At 65.6% G+C, this 14,132-nt stretch carries 11 protein-coding genes; 3 read left to right on the top strand and 8 right to left on the bottom strand.

What is annotated here, in order from left to right; genetic code table 11:
• Positions 1 to 160 precede the first annotated feature (160 nt).
• Positions 161 to 1,579: a glutamate--tRNA ligase gene (gene gltX / locus G3446_RS18005; RefSeq protein WP_164454224.1), complete on the bottom strand. Its 1,419-nt coding sequence runs from the start codon at positions 1,577 to 1,579 to the stop codon at positions 161 to 163.
• Between the two features lie 103 nt (positions 1,580 to 1,682).
• On the opposite strand from gltX, the gene G3446_RS18000 reads away from it, so the two are divergent.
• Together G3446_RS18000 and G3446_RS17995 are read left to right on the top strand one after the other, a co-directional pair.
• Entirely contained in the window at positions 1,683 to 2,054 is a 372-nt protein-coding gene (locus G3446_RS18000) for an Mth938-like domain-containing protein (RefSeq protein ID WP_164454223.1), read from the top strand.
• A 39-nt stretch (positions 2,055 to 2,093) separates the two neighbouring features.
• Complete coding sequence (locus G3446_RS17995) at positions 2,094 to 2,786, top strand: hypothetical protein (RefSeq protein ID WP_164454222.1); 693 nt, start codon at positions 2,094 to 2,096, stop codon at positions 2,784 to 2,786.
• Positions 2,787 to 2,889: 103 nt separating this feature from the next.
• On the opposite strand, the gene G3446_RS17990 is transcribed toward G3446_RS17995, so the two are convergent.
• The 7 genes from G3446_RS17990 to mtnA form a co-directional block, all read right to left on the bottom strand.
• Positions 2,890 to 3,756, bottom strand: a complete 867-nt coding sequence (locus tag G3446_RS17990) for a prephenate dehydrogenase (RefSeq protein WP_164454221.1) — start codon at positions 3,754 to 3,756, stop codon at positions 2,890 to 2,892.
• Positions 3,753 to 4,865 (bottom strand): histidinol-phosphate transaminase, encoded by a 1,113-nt coding sequence (hisC, locus tag G3446_RS17985; protein ID WP_164454220.1) that lies wholly within the window; start codon positions 4,863 to 4,865, stop codon positions 3,753 to 3,755. Before hisC ends, G3446_RS17990 begins: the two co-directional genes overlap by 4 nt.
• Positions 4,866 to 5,012: 147 nt before the next feature.
• Positions 5,013 to 6,113, bottom strand: a complete 1,101-nt coding sequence (gene pheA, locus G3446_RS17980) for a prephenate dehydratase (RefSeq protein WP_164454219.1) — start codon at positions 6,111 to 6,113, stop codon at positions 5,013 to 5,015.
• Positions 6,114 to 6,125: 12 nt separating this feature from the next.
• Positions 6,126 to 7,292 carry a phosphoglycerate dehydrogenase gene (locus G3446_RS17975; RefSeq protein ID WP_164454218.1) on the bottom strand — a complete coding sequence of 389 codons (1,167 nt, stop codon included), beginning with the start codon at positions 7,290 to 7,292 and terminating at the stop codon, positions 6,126 to 6,128.
• 107 nt (positions 7,293 to 7,399) lie between these two features.
• Positions 7,400 to 8,482 (bottom strand): 3-phosphoserine/phosphohydroxythreonine transaminase, encoded by a 1,083-nt coding sequence (gene serC / locus G3446_RS17970; protein ID WP_164454217.1) that lies wholly within the window; start codon positions 8,480 to 8,482, stop codon positions 7,400 to 7,402.
• Positions 8,483 to 8,509: 27 nt separating this feature from the next.
• Complete coding sequence (gyrA, locus tag G3446_RS17965) at positions 8,510 to 11,134, bottom strand: DNA gyrase subunit A (RefSeq protein ID WP_164454216.1); 2,625 nt, start codon at positions 11,132 to 11,134, stop codon at positions 8,510 to 8,512.
• Positions 11,135 to 11,485: 351 nt separating this feature from the next.
• Positions 11,486 to 12,541 (bottom strand): S-methyl-5-thioribose-1-phosphate isomerase, encoded by a 1,056-nt coding sequence (gene mtnA, locus G3446_RS17960; RefSeq protein WP_164454215.1) that lies wholly within the window; start codon positions 12,539 to 12,541, stop codon positions 11,486 to 11,488.
• Between the two features lie 67 nt (positions 12,542 to 12,608).
• On the opposite strand from mtnA, the gene G3446_RS17955 reads away from it, so the two are divergent.
• Positions 12,609 to 13,925: a TRZ/ATZ family hydrolase gene (locus tag G3446_RS17955; RefSeq protein ID WP_164454214.1), complete on the top strand. Its 1,317-nt coding sequence runs from the start codon at positions 12,609 to 12,611 to the stop codon at positions 13,923 to 13,925.
• Positions 13,926 to 14,132: the final 207 nt, after the last annotated feature.

The following is a 14,132-nucleotide window of genomic DNA, read 5'->3' as shown; positions in this document are numbered from 1 at the left end:
TTCAAACTTGAGAGGGCTGGGAGTGTCGGCCTCCAGGCCGACACCTGTTTGACCTGGACGCCAACACACCCAGCCCCTTGCCGGACAAACCCTCAAATGCCTCGCCTCCTTTGCGCCTTTGCGGCTCCGATTGCCTGACTCGAGGGTACCGCTCGACGCCTCAGGACGACGCGGCGGCGCGTGCCGCGATGAAGGCGAGCGCCTTGTCGATGCGCCGCAAGGTCGCGTCCTTACCCACCAGCATCAGCGTCTCGTCGATGCCCGGCGATGCGGCGCGGCCGACGACGGCCACGCGCAGCGGCTGAGCGATCTTGCCCATGTTGACCTCCAGCTCCTCGGCGACGCGCTCGACGACGTGCTTGAGCTGCTCGGGGGTCCAGTCCTCGAAGGCCATGAGCTCGAAGGCTGCGCGCAGTCTTTCCAAGGCCTCGCGCGCGACGGGACGCAGGTGCTTCTTGGCCGAGCCCTCGTCGTACTCGTCGAAATCCTGGTAGCAGAAGGCGCTGATCTCGGCCAGCTCGGTCAGGGTCTTGGCGCGGGCGGCCTGGGCCTTGACGACATCCGCGAGGTCCGGCCCCGTCGAGGGGTCGATGTCGAGCTTGCCCATGTGCGGACTCAGCAGCCTTGCGATGCGGCCAGGCTCGGCGTGCTGGAGATATTGCTGGTTGAGCCAGTCGAGCTTGTCCTTGTTGAAGGCGGACGCGGCCTTGTTGACGTCGCCGATATCGAAGAGCTCGATCATCTGCTCGACCGAGAAGACCTCCTGATCGCCATGCGACCAGCCGAGGCGCACCAGGTAATTGAGCAGGGCCTCGGGCAGATAGCCGTGATCGCGATAGGCGATCACGCTCACCGCACCATGGCGCTTCGACAGCCGCGCACCGTCGTCGCCCAGGATCATGGGCACATGTGCGTAGCGCGGCGGCTCGAACCCGAGGGCCTTGAGGATATTGATCTGGCGCGGCGTGTTGTTCAGGTGATCGTCGCCACGGATGACGTGGGTGATCTGCATGTCGGCATCGTCGACCACCACCGTCAGGTTGTAGGTCGGCGAGCCGTCGCTGCGGCGGATGATGAGGTCGTCCAGCTCGGCGTTGCTGAAGGGGACACGGCCGCGGATGAGATCGTCGACGACGACCGCGCCGTCGACCGGATTCTTGAAGCGAATGACGTGCGGCTCGCTCGGATCGACCTGGCGATTGCGGCAGCGCCCGTCATAGCGCGGCTTCATCTTGCGCGCCATCTGATCGACGCGGAGCTTCTCGAGCCGGTCCTTGGGGCAGTCGCAGCGGTAGGCCAGCCCTTTTTCCAGCAACTCCTCGATGACCTGGTTGTAACGATCGAATCGCTCGGTCTGGTAGAAGGGGCCTTCGTCGTAGTCCAGACCCAGCCAGGTCATGCCCTCCAGGATGGCGTTCACCGACTCCGCGGTCGAGCGCTCCAGATCCGTATCCTCGATACGCAGCACGAACTGACCCCCATGCTTGCGGGCATAGAGGTAGGAGAAGAGGGCCGTGCGGGCGCCTCCAACGTGCAGATAGCCGGTTGGTGAGGGTGCGAATCTGGTGCGAACTGTCATGGCGTTCCGGGCAGGTTGATTGAATCGAGGTGCGAAATTCTACACAGTGGCTCGTTTCCCTGCCCGCTTGTTCGAGTCTCCGGCCATCGGTTATGTTGAGCACATGAGATTCGCAGAGGCAGACGATTCAAGCGGCAACCTGGTCGAGGGCTACGGACCTGAGGGCATTCTGGTGGGCGGCCGGCGTTTTCACAGAAGCCTGGTCCTCGCACCAGACCGCATCATCGAAGACTGGGAGCCCAGCGGCCCCAGGGACCTGGTGCCCGAGCACCTGGAGACCGTGCTGGCGCTGGATCCCCAGGTCATCGTGCTCGGCACTGGCGAGGAGCAGTTCTTCCCGCCGCCAGAGGTCTATTTTTGGGTGCTGGAGCGCGGTGTCGGCATCGAGGTCATGGATACGGGCGCGGCTTGCCGTACCTACAATATTCTGATGTCCGAAGGGCGCCGCGTCGCCGCCGGACTCATCCTCGCCTGATCCCCCTCCTTCCCTCGCCTCAACGGGAGTCGTCACATCATGGATCGCAAGATGGTCTTGTCCATCCTAGGGGCCGCGGCCCTGGGCTTCGCCGGCATGCTGCTGCTGATGCCGGATCCCATCGACGACGGTGTCGTCAGGCTGCCTTGGCAGATCGATCGGGACGAGCTCGGCCATACCCAGATCTTTGGTTTCACGCTCGGCGAGACGACGCTTGACGAAGTCCGGGCCGTCTTCAAGGAGGAAGGCAAGCTCAATCTGTTCAAGACGGTCGAGGAGCCGATCGAATTCGCGGTCGAGGCCTATTTCGACCAGATCTATCTCGAGCGGCTGAGGGCCGACTTCGTCATCACGCTGGACGTCGCTCAGGCCAGGCTGGAAGCGATGTACGACCGCGGACTGCGCATCAGCCAGCTCAGCAGCGGCGGAAAAAAGGTGAAGCTGGACCCAGCCGACGCCGAGGCGTTGGCCTCACAGCCAATTCGCAGTATCAGCTATCTCCCCAAGGCGCGACTGGACGATGCCCTCATCACCCAGAGATTCGGCGAGCCGGCGCGCAAGCTGACCGAGCCGGAGACCGGCATCGTCCATTGGCTCTACCCCAAGCGTGGACTCGATATCGGGCGCGACACCAAGGGCCACGTCGTCATCCAATACGTCAACCTGGCCGATTTTCCGGCCCTGGTCGCGCCCCTCGACACCATGGCCAAGGCCGAGAAACGCCCGGATTGAAGCGAGAAATCAGCGGAGCGCTCGGTCACAGCAGCCTTGGCGGGCTGGCTAGCCAAGCAGAGCTTCGCGCCCTTTGCGCCTTTCCGGCTCGAGCCCCGCGCCTCTACTTCACGCGATCGACGTAGCGGTCGCGCGCAGCCTTGGCGCGCTCGAAGATCTCGAGCAGATGATCGCCATCGGCGCGCCGAATGCTCTCGGCGAGATCCGTCATCTCGATCCCGAAACGGGCCAGCATGGCGCTCAGTGCCTCGCGGTTGGCGATGCAGATGTCCCGCCACATGACGGGACTGCTGGAGGCGATGCGGGTGAAGTCGCGGAAACCGCCGGCGGCGTAACGGAAAATCTCGTCGTTCTCGCGCATGCGCGCCAGGGCATCCACTAGGCCGAAGGCCAGCATGTGCGGCAGATGGCTGGTCGCGGCCAGGACCTCGTCGTGATGGCCCACCGACATGGTCGTCACCTCGGCACCACAGGCCTCCCACATCCGGCTGACCAGACTGAGGGCATCCGGCTCCGTCTCTGACAAGGGCGTCAGGATCACACGGCGATTCCGATAGAGCTCGGCGAAAGAGGCCTCCACACCGCTGCACTCCGTGCCCGCAATCGGATGACCAGGCACCAGCCGTGTCGGGACCTTGCCGAAGGCGGCGACCGCGTCCGCGACCACGCTCCCCTTGACGCTCCCACCGTCCGTGATGACGGCACTCGCGTCCAGCCGGTCCTTGATGGCCGACAGCGCCCCGCGCATCGCGCCCAGAGGTACGGCGAGAAAGACCACGTCGGCGCCGACGACGGCCTCCCCCGGATCATGTGTGAAGCGGTCGATGACGCCAAGCTCGACCGCCTTCTCGAGATTCGGCCCAGAACGGCCGCAGCCGACCACCTCTCCCACCTGCCCGACCGCCCGCAGCGCACGCGCGAGCGAGCCGCCAATCAGCCCGACCCCAATGATAGAGAGCCGCTCGATCATGCGGCCAGCACGGCCTCCAGGGCCGCGAGGCAACGGGCATTCTCGTCTTCCGTCCCGATGCTGATCCGCAGGTGATTCGGCAGGCCGTAGTTGCCGACCGGGCGCAGGATGACGCCGCGCTTGAGCAGGGCATCGTTGACCGGACCGGCGGGACGGCCCAGGTCGACCGTCACGAAGTTGCCGACGGATGGAATGTAGCCCAGACCCAATCGATCGAAGCCACCGATCAGCTGCTTAATGCCAGCGCGGTTCAGCTCGACGGAGGCGCGCACATGCTCGCGGTCCGAGATAGCCGCAATCGCCGCGGCCTGGGCCAGGGCGTTGACGTTGAAGGGCTGTCGCACCCGATTGAGGAGATCGGCGAGCTTAGGATCGCTAATGCCGTAGCCGATTCGCAGCGCAGCCAGTCCATGGGCCTTGGAGAAGGTGCGCGTGACGATGAGATTCGGGAAGGTTTCGATCCAATGGGTCGCGTCCGGGAAATCCGGCTCCGAGACGTACTCGGTGTAGGCCTCGTCCACGACCAGGATGCAGGTGGGCGGCAGCGAGCCGACGAAGGACTTGAGCGCGGTCGCGGTCAGCCAGGTCCCGGTCGGGTTGTTCGGATTGGCGATCCACACCACACGGGTCTTGTCGGTGACCAGCGCCGCCATCGCATCCAAATCATGGCCGTAGTCGCGGGCCTTGGCCACGCGTGCCGTCGCGCCGACGGATTGGGTCGCGATGGGGTAGACGGCGAAGGCGTGCTCGGAGAAGACGGACTCGACACCTGGCTGCAGGAAGACGCGTGCGACCAGATCCAGGACGTCATTGGAGCCATTCCCGACGGTGATTGACGCCGGAGAAACCCCGTGATGCTCCGCGAGCGCGCGTCTCAGATCGTAGCCGCCGCCATCCGGATACCTGCCCAGCTCCGCGAGAGCCAGGTTCATGGCGGCGCGCGCCCGAGAGCCGGGGCCAAGCGGATTCTCGTTCGACGCCAGCTTGACGGAATCTTGGATGCCCAGCTCACGCTCCAGCTCGGAGACGGGCTTTCCCGGCACATAGGGCGTCAGCCCCGCGATCCAGGGCGCCGCGATGGCCAGAAAGGGGTTGTCAGCTTGGCTCATAACAGGTCACAGGTTTGGTTGATCGTCAGCCGTGCATCGCCCGCCCTAGGGTAGACGAGCGAGAGCGAAATCCGCCGGACCCGCACCGCGGCTGCTGGACTGCGCTGCGCTTGTCCAGCCTACAGCTCGACGGCAGCGCCCACGGGCTCAGAGCACCGCGATGGGATAAGACCCCAGCACCTTGAAGAGGAGCGCATCCTTATCCAGGTTTCGCAGCGCGTGGGCCACATTGGGATCGGAGCGATGCCCGAGGATATCGACGAAGAACACATAGTCCCAAATACCCCGCCGCGATGGCCGGGACTCGATCCGGGTCATGCTGATCCCGTGAACCGCCATGGGCGCAAGGAGGCTGTGCAGTCCGCCCGCCTCGTTCTTGCAGGAGAGCAGGAGACTGGTCTTGTCCTGCCCGCTCGGGGGCGAGTCCTGTTTGCCGATGACGAGAAAACGGGTGGTATTGCTCGGCTCGTCCTCGATCCGCTCGGCGAGCTCGCTCAGGCCGTAGATCTCGGCAGCCTGAGCCCCGGCGACCGCCGCCGCCTCCGGCTCCTGAGCAGCCAAGCGCGCCGCTTCCGCATTGCTTCCAACTGCGATGAGCTCGGCCGTCGGCAGATTACGGTCGAGCCATTCCCGGCACTGCGCGAGCGATTGCTGATGGGAGTAGACGGTGCGGATGGCGCTCAGGCTCTCGGCATGGCTCAGCAGGTGATGGTGGATGCGCAGGCAGACCTCGCCCGTGATCATCAAGGGCGAGGCCATGAAGAGATCGAGGGTGTGGCTGACGACGCCCTCGGTCGAGTTCTCGACCGGGACGACCCCGAAGTCGCAGGCGCCCGACTCCACCTCGCGAAAGATCTCGTCGATGGCCCCCATCGCCTTGGTGACCACCGCGTGTCCGAAATGCTTGATGGCCGCCGCCTGAGTAAAGGTCCCTTCCGGACCGAGAAAGGCGGCGCTGAGCGGCCGCTCCAAGGCCAGGCAGGCGGACATGATCTCGCGGAACAGTCGCGCGACCTCCTCGCCATCCAGCGGACCCGGATTGGACTCCTTGATCCGACGCAGGATGGAGGCCTCGCGCTCCGGTCGATAGAACTGGACGGAATGCCCGCTCGCCTCGGTCTTGATGTGCGCGACCCGCTGCGCACAACGGGCACGCTCGCTGATGAGCGCAAGCAGCTCCTGGTCGATGGCGTCGATCCTCTTGCGGACCGCCTCGAGCGCCTCCTCATCGGTGGTGGCTTTAGTCATACGGCAGCCCGCTCAGCCGAGACAGCGCACCGACAGCACGCCCTCGATGGACTGAATCTGCTTGACGGTCTCCTCGGGGCAGCGCTGGTCGACGTCGATCAAGGTCACCGCAACATCGCCGCGCGAGCGGTTGAGCATATCGACGATGTTGAGCCCGGCGTTGGCAAGATCCGTGGAGATCTGGCCGACCATGTTGGGCACGTTGCTGTTGACGACGGCCATGCGAAATCCGCCGTTGCGCGGCAGGACGATCTCCGGGAAGTTGACCGAGTTGGTCACATTGCCATTCTCCAGAAAATCGCTGATCTGATCGGCGACCATGATGGCGCAGTTGTCCTCCGCCTCCTTGGTCGATGCCCCCAGGTGCGGCAGGGTCACGACGCGGGGATGATCCTTCAGCAGATTGCTCGGGAAGTCGCAGCAGTAGGCGTAGAGGTGCCCCTGATCCAGGGCCGTCACCACGGCATCGTCATCGATGATGCCAGCGCGCGAGAAGTTCAGCAGCACGGCGCCCTTGGGCAGGGTGCGAATGCGCTCGGCGTTGATCATGTGCTTGGTCTGATCCGTCAGGGGCACATGGAAGGTGACGAAGTCCGAGCGCGAGAGCAGATCGTCGATGCTGATCGCGGCCTCGACGTCGCGCTCCAACTGCCAGGCGCGGCTGACGGTGATACTGGGGTCGTAGCCGATGACCTTCATGCCGAGCGCGCGCGCGACATTGGCGACCTTCACGCCGATCGCCCCGAGTCCGATGACACCCAGGGTCCGGCCCGGCAGCTCGAAGCCAGCGAACTGCTTCTTGCCGGCCTCGACGGCCTTGTTGATCGCGGCATCGTCGCCGCTCAGCTCGCGGGCGAAGTGCCAGGCCTGCGGAATGTTGCGCGCCGACAGCAGCATGCCGGCGATCACCAGCTCCTTCACCGCATTGGCGTTGGCGCCGGGTGCGTTGAAGACGGCGACGCCACGCGCGGTCATATCGCCGACCGGGATGTTGTTGGTCCCTGCCCCAGCGCGACCGATGGCCTGGACCGTCTCCGGGATCTCCATGTCGTGCATCTTGGCCGAGCGCACGAGAATCGCATCCGGATGGGCGATCTCCGAGGCGACCTCGTAACGATCGCGCGGCAGCCGCTCCAGGCCCGCCACGGAGATGTTGTTCAGCGTCTGGATTTTGAACATAAGAAGTCGTCAGTCTTCAATGGACAGTTGTCAGTGACTGAGGTGGGGCATCAGCGGTCGGCGCCGGGCACAACTGACGACTGACCACTGATCACTGCCCACTGAATTCAGCCGTTCTTGCGCTCGAACTCGTGCATGAAGGACACCAGCGCCTCGACGCCTTCTTCCGGCATAGCGTTGTAGATGCTCGCGCGCATGCCGCCGACGGATCTGTGCCCCTTTAGGGTCGTGAGTCCGGCGGCCTTCGCCTCCTTCAGGAAGGTCTCGTCCAGGTCCGCGCTCGCGAGCGTGAAGGGCACGTTCATCCAGGAGCGCGATGTCGGGTCCACCGGATTCTGGTAGAAGCTCGAGGCATCCACGCAGTCGTAGAGGCGCTTGGCCTTGCGCGCGTTGATCTCGCCCATGGCCGACAGGCCGCCCTTGCCCTTCAGCCACTGGAACACCAGGCCCGCCAGATACCAGGCATAGGTGGGCGGCGTGTTGTACATGGAGTCGTTGTCCGCCTGGACCTTGTAGTCGAGCATGGTCGGCGTGCCGTTGATGGGCTGGCCGATGAGGTCTTCGCGGACGATGACGATGGTCAGGCCGGCCGGACCGATGTTTTTCTGGGCACCCGCGTAGATGAGTCCGTACTTGGAGACATCGATGGGGCGCGACAGGATGGTCGAGGACATGTCGGCGACCAGGGGCTTGCCGTTGGTCTCGGGGATATCGGAGAACTCGACGCCCTGGATGGTCTCGTTGGGGGTGTAGTGCACATAGGAGGCGTCGGCACTGAGATCCAGCTCCGCCTGGGCCGGGGCGCGCGTGAACTTGGTGTCCTCGGTCGTCGCGGCGATGTGAACGCCGCAGTAGCGGCGCGCCTCGGCGATGGCCTTCTTGGACCAGGAGCCTGTGCTGATGTAGTCCGCGCTCTCCCCGCCATGGAGCAGGTTCATGGGGATGGCCGTGAACTGGCTGGAGGCGCCGCCCTGGAGAAAGAGCACCTTATAGTTGTCCGGGATGCTCATCAGCTCGCGCAGATCGGCCTCGGCCTGGGCGGCGATGGACATGAACTCCTTGCCGCGGTGGCTCATCTCGGCCACGCACATGCCGCTGCCTTGCCAGTCGAGCATCTCGTCGCGGGCCTGGGCCAGGACAGGCTCCGGCAGCATGGCCGGACCGGCGCTGAAGTTGTAGACGCGAGCCATTCTGGATTTCTCCGTTCGCTTTGCTGGTTAGTCTGTCTCGGTGTCCGGATCGGCACCGCCGTCTGGGTCGGAGGCATCGCCATCGCTGGGCGCGTCCCCGTTCTCCCCGTTCTCCCCGTTCTCCAAGGCGACGACACGCTCGATGTAGCACAAGCGCTCACCCTCGGCGAGGTTGATCAGCTTCACGCCCTGCGCGCTGCGGCCGACGACCGGGATCTCGTCGACGTTGGTGCGGATCAGTTGGCCGCCCTCGGTGATGAGCATGATCTCATCGCCCGGGCGCACCAGCACGGCGCCGACCTGAGCCCCGTTGCGCTCCGAGGTACTGATGCCGATGACGCCCTGGGTACCGCGCCCCTTGGTCGGGAACTGGTCCACCGTGGTGCGCTTGCCATAGCCGTTCTCGGTGACACTGAGGATGGTGCCCGGCTCAGGGACAACGAGCGAAATGACGCGCTGGCCCTCTTGCAGCATGACGCCGCGCACGCCGTGGGCAGTCCGCCCCATGCCCCGCACATGCTCTTCCGAGAAGCGCACGGCCTTGCCGGCCGAGGTGAAGAGCATGAGGTCCTGCTTGCCGTCGGTGATGGCGACGCCGATGAGGTATTCGTCCTCACGCAGGTCGATGGCGATGATGCCGCGCGAGAGCGGACGGGAGAAGTCCTTGAGCGGCGTCTTCTTCACCGTGCCGGCGCTGGTCGCCATGAAGACGAAATAGCCTTCCTCATAGTCGCGGACCGGCAGCACGGCGTTGATGCGCTCGTCCTGCTCGAGCGGCAGCAGGTTGACCATGGGCCGGCCACGCGCGCCGCGACCGGCCTGTGGCAGCTCGTAGACCTTGAGCCAATAGACCCGGCCGCGGCTGGAGAAGCACAGCACGGTGTCGTGCGAGTTGGCGACGAAGATGCGATCGATGAAGTCCTCTTCGCGGAAGGAGGTCGCGCTCCTGCCCTTGCCGCCGCGCCTTTGGGCTTGATAGTCGCTCAGCGGCTGCGCCTTGACGTAGCCCTGGTGCGAGAGGGTCACCACGACGTCTTCGGGGGCGATGAGGTCTTCCAGGGTCAGATCCGTTTGATCGATCTGGATCTCTGTTCGGCGGTCGTCGCCGAATTGCTCGCGCACCGCGATCAGCTCGTCGCGGATGACCTCCATGAGGCGGTCGGGGTCCGACAGGATCAGCAGCAGTGCGGCGATGATCGCCAGAATCTCCTCGAACTCCTTGAGGATCTTCTCCTGCTCCAGGCCGGTCAGCCGATGGAGCTGCAGGTCCAGGATGGCCTTGGCCTGACGCTCGCTGAGCTTGTAGCCGGCGTCGGTCAGGCCGAAGCCTTGGTCGAGATCCTCGGGCCGCGTCTGCTCGGCCCCGGCGCGCTCCAGCATGCCGGTCACGGCGCCCGGCGGCCAGGCGCGCGTCATGATGCGCTCGCGGGCCTCGGCTGGGCTCGCCGAGGTCTTGATGGTCTCGATGACGTCGTCGATGTTGGCCAGCGCGATGGCATAGCCTTCCAAGACGTGCGCGCGATCGCGGGCCTTGCGCAGCTCGTAGAGGGTGCGGCGGGTCACCACGTCGCGGCGGTGACGCAGGAAGTACTCGAGCACCTGCTTGAGATTCAGCGTCAGCGGCTGACCGTCGACCAGGGCGACCATGTTGATGCCGAAGACCTGCTGCATCTGGGTGTGCTGGTAGAGGTTGTTCAGCAGCACCTCGGCATAGGCATCGCGCTTCAGCTCGATGACGATGCGCATGCCGTCCTTGTCGGACTCGTCGCGCAGCCCGTCCTGGGCGATGCCCTCGATCTTCTTTTCCTTAACCAGCTCGGCGATGCGCTCGAGCAGGCGGGCCTTGTTGACCTGATAGGGGATCTCGGTGACGACGATGGCCTCGCGCCCGCTGCGCTTCTGGACCTCCGTCGTGGTCCGCGCGCGCATCACCACGCGACCGCGGCCGGTCCGGTAGGCCTCGCGGATGCCACGCACCCCATTGATCAGGCCGGCGGTCGGGAAATCCGGCCCTGGCACGATCTCGATCAGCTCTTCGATGGTGATCAGCGGGTTCTCGATGATCGCCAGGCAGGCGTCGATGACCTCGCGCAGATTGTGCGGCGGGATATTGGTCGCCATGCCGACCGCGATGCCGGAGGAGCCATTGACCAGCAGGTTGGGGAAACGCGCCGGCAGGACCGAGGGCTCGTGCTCGGTGTTGTCATAGTTCGGGACGAAGTCGACGGTCTCTTTGTCGAGATCGTCGAGCAGCGCCTCGGAGATGCGCTTCATCCGCACCTCGGTATAGCGCATGGCCGCGGGCGGATCGCCGTCGACCGAGCCGAAGTTGCCCTGCCCGTCCACCAGCAGATAGCGCATGGAGAAAGGCTGCGCCATGCGGACCATGGTGTCGTAGATGGCCGAGTCGCCATGCGGGTGGTATTTACCCATGACGTCACCGACCACGCGCGCCGATTTACGGTAGGCGCGATTCCAGACGTTGCCCTGCTCGTGCATGGAGAAGAGAACGCGCCGATGGACCGGCTTGAGGCCGTCCCTCACGTCCGGGAGCGCCCGCCCCACGATCACGCTCATGGCGTAATCCAGGTAGGACTGGCGCATCTCATCCTCGAGATTGATGGGCAGGACTTCTTTCGCGAAATCTGGCATGGGCGTGGTTAATCGACTCTTGGCTTACGGTGCGGCACGCAGCGGCGATTGCCGCGATCGGCGTGCTCATAACCCTCGGATTCTACCACGCTAGGCACTGAATCGCTGAGCTGACGATGGCTGCCGGACGGCTCGCCCAGAGCACGGCGGCAGCGCAAGCGCAACGCGCGCAAGCCGATCTGCCAAGGCTGGCGGGTAGATTCCGGGGCGGGAAGGCCAAACATGAGGCGGGGCGCGACGGTCGCGCGCCCCTTGGTCAGCGACCGCTCGCGTCCCATGCCGACCTGGCGGGCGACGCGCCCAGCCGAACCGCCAGCCGGGGAATCGCCCGGGGGTTGGAGCGAGGGCGAATCAGGCCATCAAGGCCCGCATCTTCTCGAGCGTTGGATTGAGCACGACGCCGCGCTCGGTGACGATGGCATCGACCAGCTCGGCTGGCGTCACGTCGAAGACGGGGTTGCGCGCCTCGCAGGCCTCTGGGGCGATGCGGCGACCGCCACAGCCAAGCAGCTCGGCTGGATCGCGCTCTTCGATGGGGATCTCGGCGCCAGAGGCGACCTCCATGTCCACCGTGGAGGTCGGCGCGGCGACCATGACCTTGATGCCATGGTGCCTGGCCATCACCGCCAGCCCGTAGGTCCCGATCTTGTTGGCGACATCGCCGTTCGCGGCGATGCGATCGGACCCGACGATGACCCAGCCGACCGTGCCGCCGGCCATGAGGCTCGCCGCGGCGCAGTCCGCCTGCAGGGTAACGGGGATACCGTCGTGCATCAGCTCCCAGGCCGTCAAGCGTGCGCCCTGCATCCACGGCCGCGTCTCGTCGGCATAGACCCGGCTGATCTTGCCGGCCGCGAAGGCGCTGCGCACCACACCCAGCGCGGTGCCATAACCGCCAGTCGCCATCGCACCGGCGTTGCAGTGGGTGATGACCTCGGTCGGCCCTCCGATCAGCTCGGCACCCAGCTCGCCCATACGCCGGTTGGCCGCGCGGTCTTCCTCGTGGATGGCAATGGCCTCCGCGAGCAGCGCGGCCGTCGGATCGGACGTATCGAGCTGGGCGATGCGCCCCCGCATGCGGCGAATCGCCCAGAAGAGATTGACCGCCGTCGGCCTGGAGGCAACCAGCCGCTCCAGGTCGGCCTCGATCGCCGCCTTCCAGCCCTCCTCCGCGGCCGCATAGGCCCCTCGGCCCGCAAGCACCACGCCATAGGCAGCAGCCACCCCGATCGCCGGCGCCCCGCGCACGACCATGGCGCGAATCGCATCCGCGACATCCGCCGCCTGGTCGTAGCCGAGAAACTCGGCGCGCTCGGGAAGCACCCGCTGGTCGGTCAAGTAGAGCCGGTCCTGATGCCAAAGCGCGGCGTCATCGGGCGTGGGAGTCGAGGGAAGTGCTGTGGTCATACAGGGCTCCTTATGGCATGTTGCCGCGCATTGTCCCTGATTCGACGTCACAACCAAAGGTCCCGCCATGCAAGCCGAGCTTCTTGTGCACTCACAGTGGATTCTGACCGTGGATCCCGAGAATCGGCAGCTCACCGATCACGCCGTCGCCATCGCGGACGGACGCATCCTCGCCATCCTGCCCTATGCGGAGGCGCAGCGATCCGTGGAGGCAGAGCGCCTGGTGGAGCTGCCGGGACACGTCCTCATCCCCGGACTGGTCAACGCGCACACGCACGCGGCCATGACCTTGATGCGCGGCCTGGCCGACGACCTGCCGCTCATGACCTGGCTGCACGATCACATCTGGCCGACCGAGAAGCGCTGGGTCGACCCCAACTTCGTGGCCGACGGCACGCGCCTGGCGGTCCTGGAGATGCTGCGGGGCGGCGTCACCTGCTACAACGACATGTACTTCTATCCCGAGGTCACCGCTCAGGTCACGGCGGAGGCCGGCATGCGCGCCGTGATCGGCATGATCGTGGTCGACTTCCCCACTGGCTATGCCGAATCCGCCGACGCCTACATCGCCAAGGGGCTGGCGCTGCAGGACCAGTACCGCAGCCATCCGCTGATCCGGGTCGGCTTCGCGCCGCATTCGCCCTACGCGGTGTCGGATGAGCCGCTCAAGCGCGTCCACACCCTGGCCAACGAGCTGGACGTGCCCATCCACATCCATCTCCACGAGACCCAGGACGAGGTGGTGCAGTCCCTGCGCGACCACGGCGAGCGCCCCATCAGCCGGCTCGATCGGCTCGGACTCATCGGGCCCTCGCTGGTCGCCATCCACATGACCCAGCTGGAAGACGCCGAGATCGAGCGGCTCGCCGAGACCGGCGCCCACGTCGTCCACTGCCCAGAGTCCAACCTCAAGCTGGCCAGTGGCTTCTGCCCGGTCGCCAAGCTGCTGGAGGCCGGCGTCAATGTCGCCCTCGGCACCGACGGCGCCGCGAGCAACAACGACCTCAACCTGCTCGGGGAGATGCGCACCGCGGCCCTGCTCGGCAAAGGCGTCGCCGCCTCGGCCTCGGCGGTCCCCGCATCGGACGCCCTGCGCATGGCGACCATCAACGGCGCCAAGGCCCTCGGACTGGACGACGAGATCGGCTCCATCGAGCCCGGCAAGTCGGCGGACCTGGTCGCCCTCGACCTGCGCGACTCCCACACCCAGCCGCTCTACCACCCCAATTCCCAGCTCGTCTACGCCGCGGGAAGACACCAGGTGCGGCAGGTCTGGGTTGGCGGCCGCCACGTCGTCCGTGACGGCGCTCTGACGACACTTCACACCGCCGAGGTCATCTCAGCCGCCCAAGTCTGGCAAACGCATTTGGAGGCTTACGCCTGATCACCCGGGCCGCCTTCTGGGCAAGCTACATGGGGCGGGATGTAACTGTCCCCAGTCGTTTTTCGCCGCGCGCGGCTGGGTCATGGCTCTGTTGGAGAGGCGGCGCGGATGTGGGTGATGGTCTTTCTCGCGCGCAAGAAAAAACCCCCGTCACTGAGTGGCGGGGGTTTTGGGATAAGGCCCTGGCGGTGACCTACTTTCGCATGG

Source organism: Thiorhodococcus minor (assembly GCF_010820565.1).
Lineage (GTDB): Bacteria > Pseudomonadota > Gammaproteobacteria > Chromatiales > Chromatiaceae > Thiorhodococcus > Thiorhodococcus minor.
This window is presented reverse-complemented; position numbering and strand designations above follow the sequence as displayed.

Excerpts from the sequence above, each read along its gene's own strand:
- gltX (WP_164454224.1), bottom strand. The coding sequence starts at position 1,579 with ATGACAGTTCGCACCAGATTCGCACCCTCACCAACCGGCTATCTGCAC.
- G3446_RS18000 (WP_164454223.1), top strand. The coding sequence starts at position 1,683 with ATGAGATTCGCAGAGGCAGACGATTCAAGCGGCAACCTGGTCGAGGGC.
- G3446_RS17995 (WP_164454222.1), top strand. The coding sequence starts at position 2,094 with ATGGATCGCAAGATGGTCTTGTCCATCCTAGGGGCCGCGGCCCTGGGC.
- G3446_RS17990 (WP_164454221.1), bottom strand. The coding sequence starts at position 3,756 with ATGATCGAGCGGCTCTCTATCATTGGGGTCGGGCTGATTGGCGGCTCG.
- hisC (WP_164454220.1), bottom strand. The coding sequence starts at position 4,865 with ATGAGCCAAGCTGACAACCCCTTTCTGGCCATCGCGGCGCCCTGGATC.
- pheA (WP_164454219.1), bottom strand. The coding sequence starts at position 6,113 with ATGACTAAAGCCACCACCGATGAGGAGGCGCTCGAGGCGGTCCGCAAG.
- G3446_RS17975 (WP_164454218.1), bottom strand. The coding sequence starts at position 7,292 with ATGTTCAAAATCCAGACGCTGAACAACATCTCCGTGGCGGGCCTGGAG.
- serC (WP_164454217.1), bottom strand. The coding sequence starts at position 8,482 with ATGGCTCGCGTCTACAACTTCAGCGCCGGTCCGGCCATGCTGCCGGAG.
- gyrA (WP_164454216.1), bottom strand. The coding sequence starts at position 11,134 with ATGCCAGATTTCGCGAAAGAAGTCCTGCCCATCAATCTCGAGGATGAG.
- mtnA (WP_164454215.1), bottom strand. The coding sequence starts at position 12,541 with ATGACCACAGCACTTCCCTCGACTCCCACGCCCGATGACGCCGCGCTT.
- G3446_RS17955 (WP_164454214.1), top strand. The coding sequence starts at position 12,609 with ATGCAAGCCGAGCTTCTTGTGCACTCACAGTGGATTCTGACCGTGGAT.